The sequence below is a fragment of the Pseudomonas sp. GW821-FHT11D10 genome (assembly GCF_058808435.1).
Window position 1 is genome coordinate 229,516 of record NZ_JBXARR010000008.1, and the last position, 22,624, is coordinate 252,139.

Annotated in this window: 27 protein-coding genes and 1 tRNA gene; 7 read left to right on the forward strand and 21 right to left on the reverse strand. The window is 60.2% G+C overall.

Going from position 1 to position 22,624, the window contains the following annotated elements; genetic code table 11:
• Positions 1 to 90: 90 nt before the first annotated feature.
• From AC1RT4_RS22540 to AC1RT4_RS22550, 3 genes are all read right to left on the reverse strand, one after another.
• Positions 91 to 255: a hypothetical protein gene (locus AC1RT4_RS22540; protein WP_007952178.1), complete on the reverse strand. Its 165-nt coding sequence runs from the start codon at positions 253 to 255 to the stop codon at positions 91 to 93.
• Between the two features lie 122 nt (positions 256 to 377).
• On the reverse strand, positions 378 to 800 hold the full coding sequence (locus AC1RT4_RS22545) for a glycine zipper domain-containing protein (protein ID WP_493087967.1): 423 nt from the start codon (positions 798 to 800) through the stop codon (positions 378 to 380).
• 137 nt (positions 801 to 937) lie between these two features.
• Entirely contained in the window at positions 938 to 1,306 is a 369-nt protein-coding gene (locus AC1RT4_RS22550) for a glycine zipper domain-containing protein (RefSeq protein ID WP_039769955.1), read from the reverse strand.
• Here AC1RT4_RS22550 and AC1RT4_RS22555 point away from each other — a divergent pair.
• Positions 1,305 to 1,511: a hypothetical protein gene (locus tag AC1RT4_RS22555; protein WP_493087969.1), complete on the forward strand. Its 207-nt coding sequence runs from the start codon at positions 1,305 to 1,307 to the stop codon at positions 1,509 to 1,511. The genes AC1RT4_RS22550 and AC1RT4_RS22555 overlap by 2 nt on opposite strands.
• Before the next feature lie 105 nt (positions 1,512 to 1,616).
• On the opposite strand, the gene AC1RT4_RS22560 is transcribed toward AC1RT4_RS22555, so the two are convergent.
• Positions 1,617 to 1,805, reverse strand: a complete 189-nt coding sequence (locus AC1RT4_RS22560) for a hypothetical protein (protein ID WP_007952174.1) — start codon at positions 1,803 to 1,805, stop codon at positions 1,617 to 1,619.
• A 242-nt stretch (positions 1,806 to 2,047) separates the two neighbouring features.
• Between AC1RT4_RS22560 and AC1RT4_RS22565 the strand changes: the two genes are divergently transcribed.
• Positions 2,048 to 2,326, forward strand: coding sequence for a hypothetical protein (locus AC1RT4_RS22565; protein WP_493087971.1), 279 nt, complete (start codon positions 2,048 to 2,050; stop codon positions 2,324 to 2,326).
• A gap of 52 nt (positions 2,327 to 2,378) precedes the next feature.
• Here the strand turns inward: AC1RT4_RS22565 and AC1RT4_RS22570 are convergent, their stop codons facing one another.
• Together AC1RT4_RS22570 and AC1RT4_RS22575 are read right to left on the reverse strand one after the other, a co-directional pair.
• Complete coding sequence (locus AC1RT4_RS22570) at positions 2,379 to 2,699, reverse strand: YbjQ family protein (protein ID WP_064594651.1); 321 nt, start codon at positions 2,697 to 2,699, stop codon at positions 2,379 to 2,381.
• Between the two features lie 154 nt (positions 2,700 to 2,853).
• Positions 2,854 to 2,943, reverse strand: a tRNA-Ser gene (locus AC1RT4_RS22575).
• Positions 2,944 to 3,250: 307 nt separating this feature from the next.
• On the opposite strand from AC1RT4_RS22575, the gene AC1RT4_RS22580 reads away from it, so the two are divergent.
• From AC1RT4_RS22580 to AC1RT4_RS22590, 3 genes are all read left to right on the forward strand, one after another.
• Positions 3,251 to 3,940: a crotonase/enoyl-CoA hydratase family protein gene (locus AC1RT4_RS22580; RefSeq protein WP_273902055.1), complete on the forward strand. Its 690-nt coding sequence runs from the start codon at positions 3,251 to 3,253 to the stop codon at positions 3,938 to 3,940.
• A 216-nt stretch (positions 3,941 to 4,156) separates the two neighbouring features.
• Complete coding sequence (locus AC1RT4_RS22585; RefSeq protein ID WP_493087973.1) at positions 4,157 to 4,879, forward strand: 1-acylglycerol-3-phosphate O-acyltransferase; 723 nt, start codon at positions 4,157 to 4,159, stop codon at positions 4,877 to 4,879.
• Between the two features lie 134 nt (positions 4,880 to 5,013).
• Positions 5,014 to 5,985 (forward strand): magnesium and cobalt transport protein CorA, encoded by a 972-nt coding sequence (locus AC1RT4_RS22590; RefSeq protein WP_007959954.1) that lies wholly within the window; start codon positions 5,014 to 5,016, stop codon positions 5,983 to 5,985.
• A gap of 39 nt (positions 5,986 to 6,024) precedes the next feature.
• On the opposite strand, the gene AC1RT4_RS22595 is transcribed toward AC1RT4_RS22590, so the two are convergent.
• The 3 genes from AC1RT4_RS22595 to AC1RT4_RS22605 form a co-directional block, all read right to left on the reverse strand.
• Positions 6,025 to 6,747 (reverse strand): amidotransferase, encoded by a 723-nt coding sequence (locus tag AC1RT4_RS22595; protein ID WP_493087975.1) that lies wholly within the window; start codon positions 6,745 to 6,747, stop codon positions 6,025 to 6,027.
• 95 nt (positions 6,748 to 6,842) lie between these two features.
• Positions 6,843 to 8,987, reverse strand: coding sequence for a 3-hydroxyacyl-CoA dehydrogenase NAD-binding domain-containing protein (locus AC1RT4_RS22600; protein WP_493087977.1), 2,145 nt, complete (start codon positions 8,985 to 8,987; stop codon positions 6,843 to 6,845).
• A gap of 17 nt (positions 8,988 to 9,004) precedes the next feature.
• On the reverse strand, positions 9,005 to 10,210 hold the full coding sequence (locus tag AC1RT4_RS22605; protein ID WP_039769940.1) for an acetyl-CoA C-acetyltransferase: 1,206 nt from the start codon (positions 10,208 to 10,210) through the stop codon (positions 9,005 to 9,007).
• A 624-nt stretch (positions 10,211 to 10,834) separates the two neighbouring features.
• Between AC1RT4_RS22605 and AC1RT4_RS22610 the strand changes: the two genes are divergently transcribed.
• Positions 10,835 to 11,620, forward strand: coding sequence for a c-type cytochrome (locus AC1RT4_RS22610; RefSeq protein WP_493088031.1), 786 nt, complete (start codon positions 10,835 to 10,837; stop codon positions 11,618 to 11,620).
• A 14-nt stretch (positions 11,621 to 11,634) separates the two neighbouring features.
• On the opposite strand, the gene AC1RT4_RS22615 is transcribed toward AC1RT4_RS22610, so the two are convergent.
• The 10 genes from AC1RT4_RS22615 to AC1RT4_RS22660 all read right to left on the reverse strand — a co-directional run bounded on the left by AC1RT4_RS22615 (position 11,635) and on the right by AC1RT4_RS22660 (position 20,587).
• Positions 11,635 to 12,444 carry a transglutaminase family protein gene (locus tag AC1RT4_RS22615; protein ID WP_007959971.1) on the reverse strand — a complete coding sequence of 270 codons (810 nt, stop codon included), beginning with the start codon at positions 12,442 to 12,444 and terminating at the stop codon, positions 11,635 to 11,637.
• Positions 12,441 to 13,391 (reverse strand): alpha-E domain-containing protein, encoded by a 951-nt coding sequence (locus AC1RT4_RS22620; protein ID WP_007959974.1) that lies wholly within the window; start codon positions 13,389 to 13,391, stop codon positions 12,441 to 12,443. The genes AC1RT4_RS22615 and AC1RT4_RS22620 overlap by 4 nt, the downstream gene beginning before the upstream one ends.
• A 12-nt stretch (positions 13,392 to 13,403) precedes the next feature.
• Positions 13,404 to 14,813 (reverse strand): circularly permuted type 2 ATP-grasp protein, encoded by a 1,410-nt coding sequence (locus AC1RT4_RS22625; RefSeq protein ID WP_085690507.1) that lies wholly within the window; start codon positions 14,811 to 14,813, stop codon positions 13,404 to 13,406.
• A 477-nt stretch (positions 14,814 to 15,290) separates the two neighbouring features.
• A complete protein-coding gene (locus tag AC1RT4_RS22630; protein ID WP_007959978.1) occupies positions 15,291 to 15,638 on the reverse strand; it encodes a ribonuclease E inhibitor RraB in 348 nt (115 codons plus the stop codon).
• A gap of 210 nt (positions 15,639 to 15,848) precedes the next feature.
• Positions 15,849 to 16,082: a hypothetical protein gene (locus AC1RT4_RS22635; protein ID WP_007959980.1), complete on the reverse strand. Its 234-nt coding sequence runs from the start codon at positions 16,080 to 16,082 to the stop codon at positions 15,849 to 15,851.
• Positions 16,083 to 16,238: 156 nt separating this feature from the next.
• Positions 16,239 to 17,114, reverse strand: coding sequence for a polyamine aminopropyltransferase (speE, locus tag AC1RT4_RS22640; RefSeq protein WP_493087981.1), 876 nt, complete (start codon positions 17,112 to 17,114; stop codon positions 16,239 to 16,241).
• Positions 17,115 to 17,248: 134 nt separating this feature from the next.
• Positions 17,249 to 17,440, reverse strand: coding sequence for a PLDc N-terminal domain-containing protein (locus tag AC1RT4_RS22645; protein WP_493087983.1), 192 nt, complete (start codon positions 17,438 to 17,440; stop codon positions 17,249 to 17,251).
• Positions 17,441 to 17,511: 71 nt separating this feature from the next.
• Positions 17,512 to 18,042 (reverse strand): hypothetical protein, encoded by a 531-nt coding sequence (locus AC1RT4_RS22650; protein ID WP_262158048.1) that lies wholly within the window; start codon positions 18,040 to 18,042, stop codon positions 17,512 to 17,514.
• A 90-nt stretch (positions 18,043 to 18,132) separates the two neighbouring features.
• Positions 18,133 to 18,651, reverse strand: coding sequence for an ankyrin repeat domain-containing protein (locus AC1RT4_RS22655; protein WP_085608799.1), 519 nt, complete (start codon positions 18,649 to 18,651; stop codon positions 18,133 to 18,135).
• 97 nt (positions 18,652 to 18,748) lie between these two features.
• Positions 18,749 to 20,587 carry a long-chain-acyl-CoA synthetase gene (locus AC1RT4_RS22660; protein ID WP_493087986.1) on the reverse strand — a complete coding sequence of 613 codons (1,839 nt, stop codon included), beginning with the start codon at positions 20,585 to 20,587 and terminating at the stop codon, positions 18,749 to 18,751.
• Between the two features lie 388 nt (positions 20,588 to 20,975).
• Here AC1RT4_RS22660 and AC1RT4_RS22665 point away from each other — a divergent pair, with 388 nt between their 5' ends.
• Positions 20,976 to 21,254: a DUF3509 domain-containing protein gene (locus AC1RT4_RS22665; protein WP_007959992.1), complete on the forward strand. Its 279-nt coding sequence runs from the start codon at positions 20,976 to 20,978 to the stop codon at positions 21,252 to 21,254.
• A gap of 78 nt (positions 21,255 to 21,332) precedes the next feature.
• Here AC1RT4_RS22665 and mtnC read toward each other — a convergent pair whose 3' ends face one another.
• Positions 21,333 to 22,016: an acireductone synthase gene (gene mtnC, locus AC1RT4_RS22670; RefSeq protein ID WP_493087988.1), complete on the reverse strand. Its 684-nt coding sequence runs from the start codon at positions 22,014 to 22,016 to the stop codon at positions 21,333 to 21,335.
• Positions 22,017 to 22,020: 4 nt separating this feature from the next.
• Entirely contained in the window at positions 22,021 to 22,566 is a 546-nt protein-coding gene (locus AC1RT4_RS22675; protein ID WP_007959995.1) for a 1,2-dihydroxy-3-keto-5-methylthiopentene dioxygenase, read from the reverse strand.
• Between the last annotated feature and the right edge of the window lie 58 nt (positions 22,567 to 22,624).

Sequence of the window (22,624 nt, forward strand, 5' to 3'; positions counted from 1 at the left end):
GTGTTGACCAATTGGCCGCGGCGCATTGAGGTCCGGGAGGATAAGGCTGTCGAGTAGGCGCACGCCAAATTCAACGAGGCGAGTGCCCCATCACTCATCATCATCAAAATCCTCATACTCAAGCTCCTCCTCACCCTCCAAAAGCGGAACCGTCGCATCATCCATCAACGACCCCGGATCTTCATTTCCCGGATCATTGATAAACGGCAATCCGCTCGGGCCTTTTTCTTCCTTGCCTTCGGTTTCAGGAGTCATGGCGCACCTCGTCAATCGCGTTCGTATAGGACGTTCGAAAAGTATGGTCGCCATTCGTTCCTGCGCATGACGCGCAGGCACAAAAAACCCGGCATAAGCCGGGTTTCCGTAGAACCGGTCACTCAACGATGACGATTCTTGTGTTTGTTCTTGTGCTTGTGGCCGCTCCCGGAGTGCGACTTGCCGCCATCGTCACCCAGGTTGTTGCCGACCGCGCCACCCGCCGCGCCGCCCAACCCTGCGCCGATGGTCGAACCGGTAGAACCGCCGAGGCTGTTGCCGACCACGGAGCCGCCTGCGGCGCCGAGGCCACCGCCAATGGCGGCTTCCGTGCGGTTGCGTTTGTTCGCGCCGACGGCACTACCGGCCGCACCGCCAACGCCGGCACCCACTGCAGCACCGGTGCTGCCGCCGAGCTGGCCGCCGACCACATTGCCCAACGCACCACCCAATCCACCACCCACGGCGGCCGTGCCGTCACCGGCGGCCATGGCGCCTTGGGCCACGAACAATCCCAAAACCAATGCGGATAATGTCAATCGCATACAGACCTCACAGGTCCCGAGTCGGGACGGTACGCCCGCGGAGGGGGCTATGTGGTATTGGAGGCGCATCCGGGAAAAACGTTCAGCAACGAAAAGGCCCGGCATAAAGCCGGGCCTTTCCAGTCACGCGCGGGCAATCAGTGACGCTTGTGACCCTTGGACAGGTTGCTGCCCACCGCGCCACCGGCTGCGCCACCCAGGCCAGCACCAATGGTGGCGCCAGTCTTGCCGCCCAGGCTGTTACCGATCACCGAACCGCCCGCCGCGCCGACGCCGCCGCCGATGGCCGCTTTGGTACGAGCACCTTTCTTGGCAGCCAATGCACTGCCGGCAGCACCCGCTACACCAGCACCAATCGCTGCACCGGTGCTGCCACCCATTTTCTGGCCAACCACGTTACCCAGCGCACCGCCCAGGCCGCCGCCCAGTGCGGCGGTACCGTCGCCAGCCATTGCACCTTGAGCAACCAGAAGCCCCAGAACCAGAGCAGGCAGAGTTAAACGCATGACGAAAAACCTCAACAGAAGGAATAAAAAAGGGCGCAAATTGAATGCTCTTGCCGCCGCAATGTCCAGCGCCGCAGCGCACTTGGCGCCGATTGGACAGCGAATACCGGAAAGGTTTTATGACGGGCAAAAAAAAGCCCGCTGGGGAGACGGGCTGGAGACTTGCTTTCTAACGGATGGCTTCACCCTACTCAGCCGGGTGTGAAAAGTTTGTGAAAGAAACCAGACGAATCCGCAATTTCTGTAGGACGCTTCTCAAAAAAAAGAAACAAAAAACCCCGCTCAATGGCGGGGTTGTGTGGCATCCGGATTACTTCCTGGAACGTGTCGTCACTTTGGGCAGAAATTTTGCTTTAGGCCCCTTGGGTGCCGCGGACTTGATCTTGCCGGTCTGCACCGGATCCTCGCCAAACCCGGCCTGATACTCAGTCTGGCCACAGCGCACGCAATTGTTGAATGGAAATTCAGCCCCGTCGTCTTCGATGTACGGATCAGTCATCTCTTCACCCCTTTTCAAATGCGGGCCGACACCGGCAAACCCTTTTGCCTGAAAAAATATCGACCTCCAAGGCTTTTGAGACTAGCCGGTCATTCCTGGACTTGTTATTCAGATCGCCTGGGGCCCGACGAATGGCCTACGGAAATTAAACACAACGACGAACCGTTGGTCTCACGCGGCTAAAGATTCCCGGCGACCGGCCGCTGCCCTTTTTCCTGCGCAATAAATCTCAAGGAGAGAACATGGAAATCAAAGGATTCCCAACGATGCCTGTTGTAAAGCTCACGGACGAGCAGATCGCCGCCGGTAAAGCCGGGGCGGAGAAATTCAAGGAAAAAGTCGCTTCAGGTGAAATTGTCATCAAGCAGCCGACCGGGCCGAGCCCGTTGCAGCCTGGCGTCATATACCACCCGGACCCGGTTCAGCCAGTTCAACCAGGCGATACCCCGCCACTCGTCGCGATCGACACCCCACTGACCTACGACTCGAAAGGCACCATCCTGCTCAAACCGCAGGGCTGATTGTCAGCAACGAGCCCATTCCGTTGAATGGGCTCACAAGCGGAAACAATGCTCAGCGCAACTTGACCGCCGTACCGGTCGCAAACACCACAACCATGCCACCCTTCCCTGCCGGCATGCTGATCTCGAAATCCACCCCGACCACCGCATCCGCCTGCAAGGCCCGCGCGCGCTCCTTGATCTCGTCAGTCGCCTGAACCCGCGCCTCCTTCAACGCCCGCTCCAGTGTCTGCGAACGCCCGCCGAAAAAGTCCCGCATGCCCGCGAACATATCGCGAATCACGTTCACGCCCTGCACCGATTCGGCACTGACGATGTCCAGATACGCCGTAATCTGCCGGCCTTCGATGGATTGGGTGGTGGAAATGATCATGGAGGTCGTCCTTTTACATGCCGGATAAAACCGCGATTGTAATGCCCTGACAAAAAGAAGCCGAACCGATCTCTGTGACCAAAAAAATCAGGACGCCAGAATGCACAAAACCCCTGGTTTCTTTCGAAACCAGGGGTTTTGATTACATCGAATTTGGCGGTGAAGGAGAGATTCGAACTCTCGATACAGTTTCCTGTATACACACTTTCCAGGCGTGCTCCTTAAGCCACTCGGACACTTCACCGTATCTCTTCAAACATGTTCTGTCTGTCGAGGCGCGCTAATGTAGTCGAAAGCTTTTCTGATGGCAAACTTTTTTTCAGAATTTTCATGCGGTTAAGAGAAAAAGTCGCTTCCACCTTCTAGCGGCCATGGCAATCCGGCCAATCTCGGGTGGGCGCAGCCCTTCTATATAGGCTTGAAGGCGTTAGCCATGGGGCACGTTGCGGCGGACAAGCTGCTCAAGGGTGACCGGCGGGTCAGTCACAGTGCTTTACCTGACCGGCGACGGTGGGTAACGTCTGCCCATCTTTCTTATAAGGAATTGCGCCATGAGCGACCTGATTGCCTACCACCTCGAAGACGGTATCGCGACCCTGACCCTGAGCAACGGCAAGGTCAACGCCATTTCCCCGGACGTGATCGCGGCCTTCAACGCGGCGCTGGATCAGGCGGTGGCGGATCGTGCCATTGTGATCATCACCGGTCAGCCGGGCATTCTCTCTGGCGGCTACGACCTGAAAGTGATGACCGCCGGCCCTAAAGAAGCCGTGTCCCTGGTGACTGCTGGTTCGACCCTGGCCCGCCGCCTGCTGTCGCACCCGTTCCCGGTGATCGTCGCTTGCCCAGGGCATGCCGTAGCCAAAGGCGCATTCATTCTGTTGTCCGCCGATTACCGGATCGGTGTCGACGGCCCGTTCAGCATTGGTCTGAACGAAGTGCAGATCGGCATGACCATGCACCACGCCGGCATCGAGCTGGCTCGTGATCGTCTGCGTCGCTCGGCCTTCCATCGCTCGGTGATCAACGGCGAGATGTTCGATCCGCAAAGCGCAGTGGATGCCGGCTTCCTCGACAAAGTGGTCGCGGCCGAAGAACTGCAAAGTGCCGCCCTTGCCGCCGCGCGTCAGTTGAAGAAGATCAACATGACCGCGCACAAGAACACCAAGCTGAAAGTGCGCAAGGCGCTGCTGGAAACCCTGGACAACGCGATCATCCAGGATCAGGAGCATCTGGGCTGATACCCGGCTCGCACCGTTTCAGAAAAGCCCGACCGTCGTGTCGGGCTTTTTCTTACGCGGCCTGTTGAAAACGCCGCAGCAGCTCTAGGACGCCTCTGACCAACAAGTCGGAAACATGCGCTTAAACATCGCCCATCTCCGGACTCTATATCGGCAATTGCCGAAAACAGTGCACATCCGTACACTGCGCCACCTTTTGTCCCGATGGGCCTGAAAATGCTGTTTGTGTTTCGTATGTTATTGATGGGCCTGCACTTTGTTCTGGCGGGGATCCTCGGAGTGATCCTCGGGCTGTGCCGGCCATTCAATCCGGACAACAGTCGCCTGTGCGCCCGCCTCTATGCACTGCCGGCCATGTGCATTTTGCGTCTGCGAGTGAAGGCCGAAGTCGGCCCGTTGATGAACAAACCCGACAGCTGCGTGATCATCGCCAACCATCAGTCCAACTACGACCTGTTCGTGTTCGGCAACGTGGTGCCGCGTCGGACGGTGTGCATCGGCAAAAAGAGCCTGAAGTGGGTGCCGCTGTTCGGGCAGCTGTTCTGGCTGGCGGGCAATGTGTTGATCGATCGTGGGAACGCGCACAAGGCGCGCCAGTCGATGCTGACCACCACCGACACCTTGCAGCACAAAGACACCTCGATCTGGGTGTTCCCGGAAGGCACCCGCAACCTGGGCGAGGAACTGCTGCCATTCAAGAAAGGCGCGTTCCAGATGGCCATTGCTGCCGGGGTGCCGATCGTTCCGGTGTGTGTCAGCAGCTACATCAAGCACATGCGCCTGAACCGCTGGCACGGCGGGAAAATTCTCATACGCTCGCTGCCGGCAATTCCTACCGCCGGCCTGACCATGGACGACATGCCCATGCTCATCAACCAATGCCGCGAGCAGATGCGCGAATGCATCGATGCGATGGATCGGCAGCTGCAAGCCGCGTGAAAAAGAAGCCCGCCCTGTGCGGGTTTTCTTTTGCCCGGTGAACTGTGCAGATTTCACTGACTCTCAAGCAGCGACACGGCTAAGCTGAAGCCATGTCTCCCCTGCCATCTGCCAAGAAGAAGTGAATCACCACCATGGGTCGAGTTGTTGCTGCTGCGGTTTACAGCGCCGGTAAGAAAGTCACCAATATTTCCCTCGACGAAGGCGCGGCCTGGGCCGCCAAGACCGGCCACTTCGTCTGGATCGGCCTCGAAGAGCCGAACGCCCAGGAACTCTCCAACCTGCAACGCCAGTTCAACCTGCACGAACTGGCCATCGAAGACGCCCTGGAAAAGCACAGCCGGCCGAAGCTGGAAACCTTTGGCGACGCGCTGTTCATCGTCACCTACTCGCCGGTGCGCGAACACGGGATTCTGCAGTTCATCGAAACCCACATCTTTGCCGGCAAGGGCTACATCATCACTGCCCGTAACGGCCACTCGGCGTCCTACGCCCACGTCCGCCAACGCTGTGAGGCGCGACCGCTGTTGCTGGAGCACGGGGAAGATTTCGTACTGTATGCGCTGCTGGATTTCGTGATCGAAAACTATCAGCCGGTGGGCGAAGCGATCCACGCCGAGATCGATGAACTGGAACGCAACGTGTTGTGCAGCGCACTGAATGAATACGACATCCAGAAGCTGCACGGCCTGCGTCGCGACGTCCTGCGCCTGCGCCGTTACGCCGCGCCGATGGTGGAAATCGGCGAGGAACTGCAGAAGCTGAGCTTTCCCTTCATCGACAAGAACATGCGCCCGTACTTTCGCGATGTGCAGATTCACGTGAACCGGCAGATGGAAGACCTGACCACCCTGGCCGACATCGCCAGCCAGACCATTGAAATCGGCGTGTTGCTGGAGGCGTCACGCCAGAGCGTGGTGCAGCGCAAATTCGCGGCATGGGCGGCGATTCTGGCGTTCCCCACGGCAGTGGCGGGGATTTATGGGATGAACTTCCAGAACATGCCGGAGCTGAGCTGGCACTACGGCTATTTCGGCGTGCTGGGCTTTATCACGGTCGGCTGCGTGAGCCTGTGGGCGAGCTTCAAGAAATCCGGCTGGCTATAAGAAAAAACGCCCCCGTGCAAAACACGGGGGCGCCTGGATTCAAGCAGCGGTCGGCTTGTGCGCCACGAAACGCATCATCCATTCCGCCACCGTGGCGCCGTGGTGATCGTTTTCAAGGCTGGCCACGCCCTTGCTGTAGATCTGCTCGCCCAGCGCTTCCTGACGCAGATCCAGCAGCGCTCGCGAGTAGTCGTGAATAAATTCGGGATGCCCCTGGAAGCACAGCACCTGATCGTTGATGTGGTACGCGGCGAACGGGCAGAAATCGCTCGATGCAATCACCGTGGCGTTCTCCGGCAACGCCGTGACTTGATCCTGGTGGCTGATCAACAGCGTCAGCTCTTCACGCACCGGGCTCATCCACGGCGCCTTGGCCGCCAGTTTGTAGTTGTGGATGCCGACACCCCAGCCTTGCGTGGCGCGCTCGCTCTTGCCGCCCAGCAGCAGTGCCAGCAGCTGATGGCCGAAGCACACGCCGAGCAGTTTGTCGCCGCGCTCATAGCGGTTCAGCAGGTATTGCTTGAGGGTCTGGATCCACGGATCGGTACCGAACGAGTCGGCCTTGCTGCCGGTGACCAGATACGCATCGAAGGTCAGGTCATCACTCGGATAATCGCCCTGCATCACGTTGTACACCGTGAACTCGGCGGCGATCGGCTGTTGCGAGAACAGGCGCTGGAACATCTGCCCGTAACCCTGATATTCATCGACCAGTTCCGGACGCAGGATGTCGGTTTCCAGAATGCAGATGCGTAGCGACATAAAAAATACCTGACACGTGATGGGAATAATGCACACCCCAGAGCCTGCCTTGAAACCACCCGGCAAGGCAAGCCCCGAAATGCGTCCCCACCCCGTTAGAACAACTCGCCTTTCGCGGCTTTTTCCAACAGCAGCGCAGGCGGCGCGAAACGCTCGCCGTACTGCTCCGCCAGGTACTGCGCCCGCGCGACAAAGTCCTTCACACCATATTGGTTGATGAACTGCAGCGCACCGCCCGTCCATGCCGCAAAACCGATGCCGAAGATCGAGCCGACGTTGGCGTCCGCCGTCGACGTCAGCACGCCCTCCTCCACGCAACGCACGGTTTCGATGGCCTGCACGAACAGCAGCCGGTCACGTACATCCTTCGGCGAAATCTGCCCGTCGGCTTTCTCGAAACGGGTTTTCAGTTCGGGCCATAGATGTTTCTGCCCACCCGCCGGGTACTCATAAAAACCGCCTCCCGCCGCCTTGCCCGGCCGCTTGTATTCGTTGAGCAGCAAGTCAATCACGGCGAACGCCGGGTGCTCAATCAGCGGTTTCCCTTCTGCTTGAAGGTCTTTGGCCGTTTGCTGACGGATATGGCTCATCAGGCTGAGGGAAACTTCGTCAGAGATCGCCAGCGGCCCGACAGGCATGCCGGCCTTGCGCGCTTCGGTCTCGATCATCGGCGCACTGACGCCCTCACCGAGCATCGCGATGCCTTCATTGGTGAAGGTGCCGAATACTCGCGACGTGAAGAAGCCGCGATTGTCGTTGACCACAATCGGGGTTTTCTTGATTTGCAGTACGAAATCGAACCCGCGTGCGAGGGTTTCTTCGCTGGTCTGTGCGCCTTTGATGATTTCCACCAGCGGCATCTTTTCCACCGGGCTGAAGAAGTGCAGGCCGATGAACTTGCTTTGATCCGGTACTGCAGTGGCCAAGCCAGTGATTGGCAAGGTCGACGTGTTGGAAGCAATCACCGCATCCGCACCGACCACCTGTTGCGCTGCTGCCGAGACCTTGGCCTTGAGTTGACGATCCTCGAACACCGCCTCGATGATCAGATCGCAACCTGCCAGATCGGCATCGCTTTCGGTCGGATGAATCCGCGCCAGAACCGTTTCACGCTGCTGCACAGACATTTGCCCGCGAGCGACTTTCTTGTCCAGCAACGCCGCCGAATGCGCCTTGCCCTTTTCGGCAGCCGCAAGGTTGATGTCCTTGAGCACCACGTCGATCCCGGCCGATGCGCTGACATAGGCGATCCCGGCGCCCATCATGCCCGCGCCGAGTACGCCCACGCGCTTCGTCACATAAGGCGCAAAATCCTGCGGACGCGAACCGCCGGCATTGATTTCATTGAGCTGGAACCAGAAGGTGCCGATCAAGTTTTTCGAGATCTGGCCGGTGGTCAGTTCGGTGAAGTAGCGGGTTTCGATCAGGTGCGCCGTGTCGAAATCCACCTGCGCGCCTTCCACCGCCGCACACAGAATTTTCTCCGGTGCCGGCAACGTGCCCTGGGTTTTGGTACGCAGGATCGACGGCGCAATCGCCAGCATCTGAGCAACTTTCGGATTGGATGGTGTGCCGCCGGGAATCTGATAACCCTTCACATCCCAACGCTGCACAGCCGCAGGATTGGCCAGGATCCAGGCCCGGGCCTTGGCCAGCAGCTCATCGCGATCCGCCGCCAGTTCATCGATCAATCCGGCCTGCAACGCCTGCTGCGGACGGACCTTCTTGCCTTCGAGCAGATACGGCAAAGCCTTTTCGATGCCAAGCATGCGTACCATGCGCACCACGCCACCGCCGCCCGGCAACAGGCCGAGGGTCACTTCCGGCAAACCGAGTTGCACCGACGCATCGTCCAGCGCCACGCGGTGGTGGCAAGCCAGGCAGATTTCCCAGCCACCGCCGAGCGCCGCGCCGTTGATCGCCGCGACCACCGGTTTGCCGAGGGTTTCCAGGGTGCGCAACTGGCCCTTGAGAGTCAGCACCATGTCGTAGAACGCCTTGGCTTCGGGCTTGCCGACCTTGATCAGTTCATTCAGGTCGCCACCGGCGAAGAAGGTTTTCTTGGCCGAAGTGATGATCACCCCGGCGATGTCATCTTTTTCCGCCTGCAAACGGGCGACGCTTTCGGCCATGGCTTCGCGGTACACCGCGTTCATGGTGTTGGCGCTCTGGCCCGGCATGTCGATGGTCAGGAGGACGATGCCGTCCTGGCCTTTTTCGTAACGAATGGCTTGGGTCATGACAGGATTCCTTGGGGTCAGAGGCGTTCGATGATGGTGGCGATGCCCATGCCGCCGCCGACGCACAGCGTCGCGAGGCCGTAGCGCAGGCGCCGGGCTTCCAGTTCATCGAGCAAGGTGCCGAGGATCGCGCAGCCGGTGGCGCCCAGCGGGTGGCCCATGGCGATCGAGCCTCCATTGACGTTGACCTTGTCCGGGTCGACGGCCATGTCCTTGATGAACTTCAGCACCACCGAGGCGAACGCCTCGTTGACTTCAAACAGGTCGATGTCTTCCACCCGTAGCCCGGCCTTGGCCAGCGCCTTGCGAGTGGCCGGCGCCGGGCCGGTGAGCATGATGGTCGGATCGGTGCTGGTGACCGCCGTGGCGACAATTCGCGCCCGGGGTTGCAGACCCAGCGCCCGGCCCTTGGCCTCGGAGCCGATCAGCATCAGCGCCGCGCCATCGACGATCCCCGAGCTGTTGCCCGGCGTGTGCACATGATTGATCCGCTCGACATGGCTGTAGACCCGCAACGCAGTGGCGTCGAAGCCCATCTGGCCGATCATCTCGAAGCTCGGCTTGAGCTTGCCCAGGCCTTCAAGGGTCGACTCGGCGCGAATGAACTCATCGTGATCGAGCAGGATGATGCCGTTCTGGTCCTGTACCGGCACCAACGACTTGTTGAACGAACCGTCGGCCCGGGCACGCGCGGCTTTCTGCTGCGAGTGCAGCGCATAGGCATCGACGTCCTGCCGGCTGAAGCCTTCAAGGGTGGCGATCAGGTCGGCGCCGACGCCTTGTGGTGTGAAGTGGCTGTGCAGGTTGGTCTGCGGGTCCAGCGCCCAGGCACCGCCGTCGCTGCCCATCGGCACCCGGGACATGGATTCGACGCCACCGACCACCACCAGGTCTTCGAACCCGGAGCGCACTTTCATCGCCCCCAGGTTCACCGCTTCCAGCCCCGAGGCGCAGAAGCGGTTGATCTGCACGCCCGCGACGCTGACGTCCCAATCGGCCACCTGCACGGCGGTCTTGGCGATGTCCGAGCCCTGATCGCCAATCGGCGTGACACAGCCCAGCACCACGTCATCGACCTGGCTGGTGTCCAGCGCCGTGCGCGCTTGCAAAGCGGTCAGCAGCCCTGCCACCAGGTTCACCGGTTTGACGCTGTGCAGCGAACCGTCGGCCTTGCCCTTGCCACGGGGCGTGCGTAACGCGTCGAAAATCAAAGCTTGGGTCATGACGTCCTCGAACCTGTGCGGTGAGTGAAATTCGTGTTGTCACTGTTGTCTTCGCAGGCCATGGATTCAATGACCACAGCGCTCAATGACGTTGACGCGCACGCTCAGACGGACGGTCATCCGTGGCTTGATTAACCGGTTCAGGTGCGCGAGCTGTCTAGCAAACGGGCGGCAAAGAAGCTGGCAATGGGCCTCATGCCTTTTTAATCGCGACGGGTAGCAAATACATACGAAATGGATCTAAGCCAAGCGTGACGCGGGCCCTAAGGTGAAGATGTACGTCGTTGTCGTCGGGTTTTGCCGAGACAGGCGTTCGCTACAGGAAGTGCAGCGCTTGCCGTCATGGATATGCAGGCAGGTATCAGGAAATAACAAAAAAGGCGGTCAAGCCATGTTCAAACAACCGAAAGTACGGCAAGCAGGGCTCATTCTTTTCGCCACGACGCTGTTGTTGATTCTGCCGAACCTGACCAAGGTCATCGGCTGATTCAAGCGGCAGGTATTGTTCATCGCCACTGAAAATGTGACTGGCCCGCTACCCGGGCCAGCGTGGCTGTGCCAACCTTTGCGCACTTCCACGACACGGACGGCGATCACTTGAAAACGCTCATTCTGTTCGGGGCCATGCTGCTGAGCATGCCCCTGTCTGCCGCGCAGCTGAACCTGGAGCTGGGCGCGAACAGCCGCATCTGGCAGACCGAGGAATTGCTCAAGCATCCTCAGGTACAAACCCTCACGATCAAGAATGACGTGTCCTACAAGAAGGACATGACTTATCGCGCCGTGCCGATTGCCGCGCTGCTGACCGGAATCAAACCGGACGATCACCTGCAAGCCGTGGCGCTGGACGGTTTTGCCGCCGAACTGTCCGCCGCGCCGCTACTCAACAACAAAGGTTCACGCGCCTGGCTGGCCATCGAGGATCCGGCGCAGCCCTGGCCGCCGCTGTCGGAAGGCAAGCACAGCGCCGGGCCGTTTTATCTGGTGTGGACCGATCCACAGGCCGGCAATATCAGCCCGGAACAATGGCCGTTCGAAGTGGCGAGCATCAAGCGCATGGCGCCAGTGGCCGAGCGCTTCCCTGCTCTGCTGCCGGATCCTGCGTTGAAGGGCGATGACCCGGTGAATCAGGGTTTTGCGCTGTTCCAGAAAAACTGCCTGGCCTGCCATCGCCTGAATGGCGCGGGGGATGCGCAGTTCGGGCCGGACCTGAACATTCCGTACAACCCGACCGAGTACTTCGGCGCGGACTTCCTCAAGCGCTATATCCGCGATCCGCAGAGTCTGCGTCAGTGGCCGCAAGCGAAGATGCCAGGGTTTTCCGCCGAAGTGTTGCCGGATGCGGATCTGCATAAGCTGATCGGGTATTTGCAGCACATGGCCGGGCGCAAGGTTGCGCCGGCCAAGTAATCCAATTACGCCGCTTACTGCTGCTGAACCGAGATGATTGGCGCTGGTGTCGGCGACACCAGCACTTTCGCGTGCATCTGCTCTGACCCGCCGCCCCGGCGCATCCCGCGCACCGGGCAGGCATCCAGATAATCCAGACCCACCGCCAGTTTCAGGTGCCGCTCCGGCCGAGCCAGTTCATTGGTCACGTCAAAGCTGTACCAGGCGTCATCGATCCAAGCTTCGGCCCAGGCGTGACTGGCCAGATGCTCGCAATCCTCACTGTACAGATAACCCGACACATATCGCGATGGCACCCCAAGGCTGCGCGCGCAGGCGAGAAACGCGTGGGCGTGATCCTGGCAAACACCCGCCCGCCCGGCAAACGCTTCGGCGGCGCTGGTGTCGACTTCGGTGGCGCCCGGCTTATAGGTCATGTGCTGGTTCAGCCCATGCATCAGGTCGATCAGTGCATTGCGGTCGCGTCGTTGTTTGCAGGACTTCTCGGCAAACGCCCGCAGTGCCTCGTCAGCCTCGGTGAGCCGGGTGAAACGCAGGAACGGCAGCGCCGACTGACTCTCGTGCTCGGCTTCGCGCAACTCATCGATATCCACCTGTCCCCGGGCGCCGATGATGATCGCTTCGTGGGGTTCGTCCATGGTCAGCACGTGCAGGATGTTGCCGAACGGATCGAGCTGGGCGCGCACCGGGCGCGGCAGGTCGAGCTGCCAGCTCAGCACGTGCTGACGCTCGCTGTCGTGGGGTGTCAGGCGCAGGTACTGGATGCTCGCGCGCACCTGATCTTCGTAGTGATAGGTGGTCTCGTGGCTGATGGAAAGTCTCATGCGGCCTCCAGGTAGGAACTGTGAATGGCGTTGCCCAGCTGGCGCACCAGCGGGATGAATTCGGTGAGCCAGGCGTGCAGCCCTTCCTCGAGAATTTCTTGAATGCCGGTGTAGCGCAGACGCGCGTCCATTTCCGCCGCCAGTCGTTGTGCAGGACGACCGTTGGCCCCCGGCAGTTGCGCGAGAATCTGGTCGATTTCTTCGGTGCAGGCCCGCAGCGAACGCGGCACGTCGGCGCGCAACAACAGCAGCTCGGCCACATGCCGGGCGCCCGGGGCATCGCGATAGATCTCGGTGTAGGCCTCGAACGATGACAAGGCCCGCAACAGCGCACTCCACTGGTAATAGGCATGCGCGGTGCCGTCGCTGACCGCTTCGGCCTGATCGCCGGCCATTTCGTAGCGGGCATCGAGCAGGCGCAACGTGTTGTCAGCGCGTTCGATAAACGTACCCAGGCGAATAAAACGAAACGCATCGTTGCGCATGATGGTGCCGTAGGACGCGCCCCGAAACAGGTGCGAACGCTCCTTGATCCACTCGCAGAAACGGCTCATGCCATAACGGCTGAGGCCCTGATTGGCGATCCCGCGGATCTCCAGCCAGGTGGCGTTGATGTTCTCCCACATGTCGGCAGTAATTCGCCCCCGCACCGCATGAGCACTGGCTCGCGCCGCGCCGAGGCAGCTATAGATGCTCGCCGGATTCGCCGCATCGAGGGCGAAGAAGTGCAGCAAGCGCTCGGCATGCAACTCGCCGTGGCGTTCCAGGTAATCGTCCAGCGTACCGGTGATCAGCAGCGGCATCGCCAGTTCGTGCAGACCGTCGCCACGGCCGTCCTGCGGCATCAGCGACAGCGAATAACTGACATCGAGCATCCGTGCGAGGTTTTCCGCCCGCTCCAGGTAACGCGACATCCAGTACAGATCCGAGGCAGTTCTACTTAACATGGCAGGCTTCCTTCAATCCTCGACCACCCAGGTGTCCTTGGTTCCGCCGCCCTGGGATGAATTCACCACCAGAGAGCCTTCACGCAGGGCGACACGGGTCAAACCGCCGGGTACGACCCGGGTTTCGCGGCCGGACAATACGAACGGGCGCAGGTCGATATGGCGCGGCGCAATGCCGTTTTCGACAAAGGTCGGACAGGTCGACAGCGACAGCGTCGGTTGCGCGATATACGCGTGGGGCTTGGCCTTGATCCGCTCGCGGAAGGCATCGATTTCCGCGGTCGTCGCTGCCGGCCCCACGAGCATTCCGTAACCGCCGGAGCCCTGGGTTTCCTTGACCACCAGATCCGGAAGATTGGCCAGGACATGGGAAAGTTCAGACGGATTGCGGCATTGCCAGGTCGGCACGTTCTTCAGGATCGGCTCTTCGTCGAGGTAGAAACGGATCATCTCGGTGACAAACGGATACACCGATTTGTCGTCGGCCACGCCGGTGCCGATGGCATTGGCCAGCACCACGTTGCCGGAGCGATACGACGACAGCAGCCCCGGCACGCCGAGCATCGAATCCGGGCGGAAGGCCAGTGGATCGAGGAATGCGTCGTCGAGCCGGCGGTAGATCACGTCCACCGCTTTCGGCCCGTCGGTGGTGCGCATGAAGACTTTGTCGTCGCGCACGAACAGGTCCGCGCCCTCCACCAGCTCCACGCCCATTTCCCGGGCCAGGAACGCATGCTCGAAAAACGCGCTGTTGAACCGTCCCGGTGTCAGCACCACGACACTCGGGTCGTCGATCGGGCTTGAGCTTTTCAGGGTGTCGAGCAACAGGTTCGGGTAATGGTCGATCGGGGCGATGCGCTGGGCCGCGAACAGCTCGGGGAACAGGCGCATCATCATCTTGCGGTCTTCGAGCATGTAGCTCACGCCGCTCGGCGTGCGCAGGTTGTCCTCGAGCACGTAATACGTGCCGTCGCCGTCGCGCACCAGATCGACGCCGGAGATGTGCGAATAGATATCGCGGTGCAGATCCAGCCCCTGCATCGCCAACTGGTATTGCTCGTTGGCCAGCACCTGTTCGGCGGGAATGATCCCGGCCTTGATGATGCGCTGCTCGTGGTAAAGGTCGGCGAGGAACATGTTCAACGCCTTGACCCGCTGGATGCAGCCGCGCTCGACGATCCGCCACTCGCTGGCGGGAATGCTGCGCGGGATGGTGTCGAAGGGAATCAGGCGTTCTGTCCCTTGCTCGTCCCCGTAGAGCGTGAAAGTGATCCCGGCACGATGGAACAGCAGATCGGCCTCGCGTCGCCGCTGGGCCAGCAGTTCGTCAGGCGTTTCGGCCAGCCAGCGGGCAAACTCCCGGTAATGCGGGCGGACCTGGCCGCCGGCATCGTACATTTCATCAAAATAGGTGCGGATCATGCCGTACTCCTTGTCACCCCGGACATACAGGCCTTCGCAAGGCCCGTGCCATCGGCATAAACGCTTTGATTTCAATCGGTTGGATAATCACGCCACACGCACCGCACCATTCCTGTGCGGCAAATGCCCCAACCTGATCGCCCCCGCTTCATTGCGACGCAGTCCCGTCGCCTATCACCAGCATAGTCAGAGTTGATTTCACTGCCCGCCGACGGCTGCGGATAATCCGCGCATCCGCTGCAAAAACGTCGCTGACGAAGTCCGCAGCTCCACTTATCCGGCTTGCCTCGGCAGCCTTCCCGGCCGTAACCCTGACCGGTTTCCTCTCCTTCCGGTCTTCCCTTTCAGCCACCTTTTCAGGTGGCTTTTTTTTGCGCCGGTTTCTTGTTTCAGGGTTTTGCCATGCGCTTTCGGGGCGGCAGAAACGACAACGGCCGACCCGAAGGTCAGCCGTAGCTCGACGTGTTGCGAGAGTGATCAGTTCAAACGGTGCCGGTTGCGGATCTCCTGTTTCACGCCCCAGCCTTCGATGATGCCGCCCAAGGGCTCGACCACCGCCGAAAAGCCCTGCTCGAAATCGCCAATGTCGTCGTAGGTTGCGTACATCACCTTGCTCAATTCCAGAGACCAGGCGCCGTCGTCGCGCGCACTGACCTGGGCATTGATGGATTCACCGCGAAATTTGCCTGCCGCCCTGCGCGCCCGCTCCTCGTCCGGGAAAATGGCGTAGAACTCGATGGGATGGAATCGGGAAAAATCGAAACCGCCTTCTTTCATGCGGCGCAGCACGCTGCTGCTGATGTCTTCTTGATAGGCTGTGCTCATGAATCGTCCCCCTCGCATAGATGGATAGACTTTCCGTATTCCCTGCACTGGCCCACAGGGCCCGGGTGCTTACGGCAACCGCGTTGCCGGCGGGAAACAAGCATGTAGCTGACAAGACCAGACCTTAGCGATCCGTTCGCTGATCTCGCTTGCAGAGTAGCCCCAAGATAGAGCCGCTGCCAAGGCCTGGTAAGCAATGTAAAGGAAGATTCAGATTGGGGTGATGCTGCGGATTTCGATGCTGTTCTGGGTTTTCAGGCTTTTTACGCCGGCATCGGCGGTGCGCCCTTCCAGATCGTTCAGGTCAAGCTCGGCGGCGACCGGCAGCAATCGTTCCTTGATGAGGCGGGCTGCCCGTTCATGACTGGGGCATTCCTCGCACTCGAAGACTTCGTCGATCGTTTCACCATGATCGTCCACGAAAGTGACTTTCCACTTTGACATCGGAGCCTCCTCGATCAAACCCGCAAATGGGCTTACACCTATCTCGACTTTTGTCAGGATTGATCGTTCAAAAGGTTTACACCGATGCAACATGAAAAAAGCCGAGGCCGGCGTGTTTTCGCACACCGGCCTCGGCTTTTTCTGACCCGCGAACGATCAGTCGTTGCTTGGCTTGTTCACCGCTTGCAGCACGTATTGCGGCAAGGCGAAAGCACCGATGTGGATTTCCGAGTTGTAGTAGCGAGTGACGATGCCGCTGCCGATGAAGCGCTGTTGCAGCACTTCGCGGCTCAGCTTGCGGTAGGCCGGGTTGGTCGAGCCCCAGGCGAAGGTCATCGAACCGCCGATGTAGGTCGGTACGGCCGCCTGATAGAAGTGCCAGTCCGGGAACAGGCTGCGCAGGCGGCCGGCGGTGGTTTTCACTTCTTCGATCTGCATGAACGGCGTGCCGTTCTGGGTCACGAGGATGCCGCCCTCGTTCAGGCAGCGGTGGCAGGCCTGGTAGAAGTTTTCCGAGAACAGCACTTCGCCCGGGCCGATCGGGTCGGTGGAGTCGGAAATGATCACGTCGAACTTTTCAGTGGTGGTGGCGACGAAACGCATGCCGTCGTCGATCACCAGGTTCAGGCGTGGATCGTCGTAGGCGCCCTTGGAGTGGTTCGGCAGGAACTCCTTGCACATGTCGACCACGGTGCCGTCGATCTCGACCATGGTGATGTGTTCGACGCTGGCGTGTTTGGTCACTTCGCGCAGCATGCCGCCGTCGCCGCCGCCGATGATCAGCACGCGCTTGGCGGTGCCGTGGGCGAGGATCGGCACGTGGGTGAGCATTTCGTGGTAGATGAATTCATCGGCTTCAGTGGTCTGGATCACGCCGTCCAGCGCCATCACCCGGCCCATGCGCGGGTTCTGGAAGATCACCAGGTGCTGGTGTTCGGTGCGCACTTCGTGCAGCAGTTTTTCCATGCGAAAACGCTGGCCGTAGCCTTCGTAGAGGGTTTCCAGGTATTCGCTGGTCTTGGTGACGGTCATGGTGAAGTGCTCCGATGAATGCGCGGGCGCCAATCGTCAGGTTCGATTGCCCGGGAAAGGCGCGCATTCTACGTTGCCGAAGATGACAGGTCGAACCTCAGTTCATCGGCCCGACCCAATCAGGCTGCGAACGGTCAGATCCGCACACTGCCCCGCGGTCCGGCAATCGCCCAGATGATCAGGCCCAGCACCGGCAGGAGGATGATCAACAGCACCCAGAGGATTTTCATCCCGGTCTCGGCGCCGCTTTTCAGCACATTGATGATCGCCCAGATGTCGAGCGCAAGAATGATCAGGCCGACCAGGCCGTTGAACGTGGAACCCATGGTGTCGCTCCAGAATAGTGGCATGCACTTTTAGGATAGACGGTCACGCACAGGGTTCCCTTTTATTGCGTTCAGACGTGAACGGCGACCTTCAGGGCTTCCAGCGACGGCGCGGCGGCAATGCCGACTTCGGCACACAGTTCCAGCACGCGCGGTACGTCGTTGCCGTAGACCAGTACCACTTGCAGCTCGTCGTCGAGCAGCTGACTGAAGTTCATCAGCGTGTAACCGCCGTTTTCCTTGTTCAGGCTGCTCATCTGCACCTGGATGCGGTTGAGCGCGGTCAGCGCTTCGGTCTTGGCCAGTTGCTTGGGCTTGAGGTTGAAGTCGACGCCCGGGCCGAACGAGGCAACGATCTGCGCGAACAGGTCGGCGTAAGTATCCGCCTGGAACAGCACGGTCTCCGGCAGGCTGCCGACCACGACCCACTCGCCCAGCGGAATCGGGAAAGTGTCGTCGTAGTTGATGTCCGGGTTGGCGGTCAGAAAAGCGTCGGCATCGGCGTAGGCCTGCGCCGCTTCGTCAGCGACCTTCAGGATCTCGTCTTCGCCCATGCAGCCGGAGCTGATTTTGCTGATGAGTTCGGCGAGTGCGGCTTTCATGGGGGCGGATCCTGTGGCGAAGGGAATTTTGAGGGCGCGAAGGATAGCGCATTCTCGCCTTCGCCACAGAGCGGGTTCCGGCCAGCGGCGTTAGCCCAGCAGTTTTTCCAGCTGCGCGGTGGTGTCCACGGCGCCCATGGTGCGGGCTGCGTCCAGCGCGGTGATGCCGTTGGCATCCTTGGCTTTCGGATCGGCGCCCTGGTCGATCAGGAAGTCGACGATTTCAACGCGGTTGAACATCGCCGCCATCATCAACGCCGTGCGGCCGTCGAAGGAGGCGCCTTCGATCTGCGCCCCACCGGCGACCAATGCCTTGACCACGGCCAGATCACCCTTGAACGCCGCGCCGGCAATCGGGCTCTGGCCGTTGCCGTTGCGTTGTTCCGGGTCGGCCTTGTGCTTGAGCAGCACTTGCACCGCGTCAACGTGACCGTAATAACTGGCGAGCATCAGCAGGGTGTCGCCCTTGCTGTTGGTCAGGTTCACCGGCAGACCGGCAGTGATCAGGCGATCCAGCATCACCGCATCGCCCTCGCGCGCCTTGTTGAATACCTGCTCGGTGAATTCGGCAGCTTCTTCGGGGGTCATCTGGCGGCTTTGGTCGGACATGGGGCAACTCCACTTTCGGTCAATCGGAAAGCCGATAGTTTCCCGAGCGCGGCGATAGCTGTCATCCCCTTTTTTCCAAGACCGCCGATAGCCAATATCAATAACGGAACTTGCCTGCCCGGATGTCCGCAAGGATTTCACCTGTGACTTGCACGTAGGTTTCGGTCCCCGGCAGCCAGGCATAAATCGGGTCATCCCCCGTCTGGCCGGGGTCGAAACCTTCGTTTTTCAGGCGGGTTTTCTGGTATTTGAAGGTGCCGGTGGTTTCCATCTTCACCTTGACCCGCAAGAACAGCGGCACCGCGTAGGCCGGCATGCGCTGGCGGGCGAAAGCCAGCAGCTCGGCGAAATCCAGGGTCGCCAAAGACTCGGCCGGGGTGATCGCCGCCATCCCGGCGCGGCCATTGGTGTTGGGGATTTCCACGCCATAGGCCACCGCTTCGGAAATGTGCGGGTGCTGGAGCAGCAGATTTTCGACCTCGGTGGTCGAGACGTTCTCGCCCTTCCAGCGATAGGTGTCGCCGAGACGGTCGACAAACTGTGCGTGGCCGAAACCGATATTGCGCAGCAGATCTCCGGTGTTGAAGAAGCGATCGCCCTTGGCGAACACGTCCTGCAGCACGACTTTCGCGGTTTTCTGTGGGTCGGTGTAGCCATCCAGCGGCGCCTTGTCATCGATCCGCGCCAGCAACAGGCCTCGCTCGCCCCGGCCGACCTTGCGCATGAAACCGTCAGCGCCGCGAATCGGCTCGCCACTGTCCTGATCGTAGGCGACCAGTTCCCAGGCCATCAGCGAGAAGCCGATGGTGTTGTCGAAATTGAGGATGTTGGTGAAGCCGATATTGCCATCGCTGGCGGCGTAGAGCTCGCAGATATGATCCACGCCGAAGCGGGTCTTGAACTCGGCCCACGCGCCGGGACGAAGGCCGTTGCCGATCATCTTGCGCACGTCGTGACGGCTGTCGTCGGCGCTAAGCGGCTGATCCACCAGATACCGGCACAACTCGCCGACGTAACCGATGGTGGTTGCGCGGTAGCGGCGCACATCGCTCCAGAACTGCCGGGCGCTGAATTTGCGGCGGATGGCGAAACCCGACGCGCCATTGACTGCCGAACCCCAGCACACGCAAAGCCCGGTGGCGTGGTACAGCGGCAAGGTGCAATAGACGATGTCGTCCGGACGCATGTCGAGGGCGATCATGCCGAAGCTCGCCGAGCTACGCATCCAGCGTCCGTGCTTGAACACGCCGGCCTTGGGCAAACCGGTGGTGCCGGAGGTGTAGATATAGAAACAGGGATCGTCGAAGAAAATCTGCCGGCTGCTGGCCGGGTTGTCGCCCGAGGCGTCGGCACTGGCGCTGATCAGGTTGATATAACCCTCGGGCGCGATGCCCGGATGGCTGAACGTATCCTGATCGGCGATGAACCAGGCACGCGCTGCCGGGATCGACACTTGCTCGCGTACCGCCGCAAATGCCGGCAGCAATTCTTCACCGACGACAATCGCCGCCGGTGTCACCAGATTGATGCTGTGGATAAGCGTATCGCGGGTCTGCGAGGTATTGAGCAGCGCGCTGACCGCGCCGACCTTGGCCAGCGCGAGAATCGTCACCAGCAGTTCCGGGCGGTTCTCGATGAACACCGCCACCACATCGCCCTTGCCGATGCCCTGCCCGATTAAGTAGTGGGCGATGCGGTTGGCCCACTGGTTGACCTGTGAATAACTCAGCACCACCTCGCCCGACAGCAGCGCGGGGCCTTCGGGATTGCGCAGGGTCGCTTGCTCGAATGTCCAGCCCAGGCCACAGGTTTGGGTCGGATCCTTGACGTTAGCCACCTTCATGCCTTTCACCACCCGGGGGATAGCTTTGGCAATCATCGGCAGTTTGCGGAGCATCATGCTCCAGGTAATCGTGTCGCTCGGCGCGTGGCGCATGGCAGCTCCCGTTCGACCTTGACGTGCAGGCCGGATTTTTATTGTCGGGCAATCGGGTGAGGCAACCGGCGCTTCTCGAGCGAGGGTCGAGGCCGAAAATACGTCAGGGCTTCGCGGGCTGTACACGCGGTTTTTGCAATGTTTTGTATCCGCCAGCGCTACAAGGTAAAGCGGGATTGCGGCCCGCCGGAATGGTTCCATTGGATCGACAGCGATCCCGCAAAATGCAGGATGCACGATGGCCATTCATGCAGATTGCACGACAGTCGAAATATGCAGGCTTTATAAGTTATTGATTTTTAAAGATATTTAAAAAAAGAAATACTGGCACAATCGCTGCAACTCCCTACGCATGCTTGCCATTCAAGTGCATACGGAGCTGAAAGACATGAGCCTGATCCAAGAAAAATTTACCTCCCTGTTCTCCAACTTCAACGTCACCACTGCGCCACGTCCCGATGGCGGGATTCTGCTGACGCTGAAGAGTGCCGACGGCAAAGTGTTCAAACGTGCGCTGACCTATCAGCAACTGCATGCCGGCGACCAACTGTCGTGGGCGATCAGCGCGATCCGTCGTGATCTGGCAGAACAAGCCAGCGAGCTGCCGCAGATCGGCATGCTGCAAAGCCAGCAGCGTTTTGCCCTGCCGACTTATCACTCGATGTAATCCGAACACCGTATAAACAGACAGGCCGTGGAGCGTTCGCTTCACGGCCTGTTTTTTTTGCGCGTCGATTGGGTGAACTCAGAACGCTTCCGGTTCGATCCCGGTGAAGCTGTCGACAGTCACGTGACCCTCCAGCTCCCCGCCCTCACGGGCCAGGCCGCAGGTCTGCAGGCCGGCGGCCTGGGCGGCATCGAGTTCCTGGACGATGTCGGACAGGAACAGGATTTCCTGCGGTTCGACACCGATGGACTGCTGGATGTTGCTGTACGACTGCGCCTCGCGCTTAGGGCCCGACGTGGTGTCGAAGTAGCCGCTGAACAGCGGCGTCAGATCCCCTGCTTCCGAGCAGCCGAAAATCAGCTTCTGCGCCTGAATCGAACCGGACGAATACACAAACAGTTGATAACCGGCCTGATGCCAGCGCTGGAGCGCTTCAACGGCGTCCGGGTAAACATGGCCTTTCAACTGACCGGCCTGATAACCCTGTTCCCAGACCATGCCCTGCAACGCTTTCAGCGGCGTGGCCTTGCGGTCTTCGGCGATCCACGCCAGCAGAATTTCCACGACCCGCTCGACGTCAGCCTGCGGTTCGTTGCTGTCGCGGCGCACGGCGTCCAGTTGCTCGGCAACATCCGCGCGCTGGGCGTTCTGACGAACGAAGTCCGGCAGGTGTTTGGCGGCATATGGGAACAACACGTCGAATACATAACTCACCGCGCTGGTGGTGCCTTCGATGTCGGTGAGAATGACCTTGATCGACATCGGCTCAGTCCTCCAGACGCGGGAAGCGACCGGCGATGTCTTCGCCGGTGAAGTTGGCGACCCAGCCTTCAGGGTTGTTGAACAGGCGGATCGCCACGAAATGCGGGTTCTCGCCCATGTCGAACCAGTGCTTGGTGCCGGCCGGCACCGAAATCAGGTCGTTCTTCTCGCACAGCACGGCATAGACGTAATCGTCGATGTGCAGGGTAAACAGGCCACGACCAGCGACGAAGAAACGCACTTCGTCTTCGCCATGGCGATGTTCTTCGAGGAACTTGGCGCGAAATTCGGCTTTTTGCGGGTGATCGCTGTTGAGGCTGATCACATCGACAGTGATGTAACCGCGCTCGGTCATCAGTTTGTCGATCTGCTCTTTATAGGCACCGATCACTTCTTCCTGGCTGGCGCCGGGCTGGATCTTCGCGGCGGCTTGCCAGCGGTCGAAGCGCACGCCCTGTTCGGCCAGGGTCGAGGCGATGTCTTCGAAATGGGTCAGCACCTTGTTTGGAATCTCGGGGCTGGAAACGTGATAGACGGACAGGCTGCTCATGGGGCATTCCTCGGTATCGGCCTTGCCGTCCGGTTCTTCGAGACCGGTCGGGCACTGC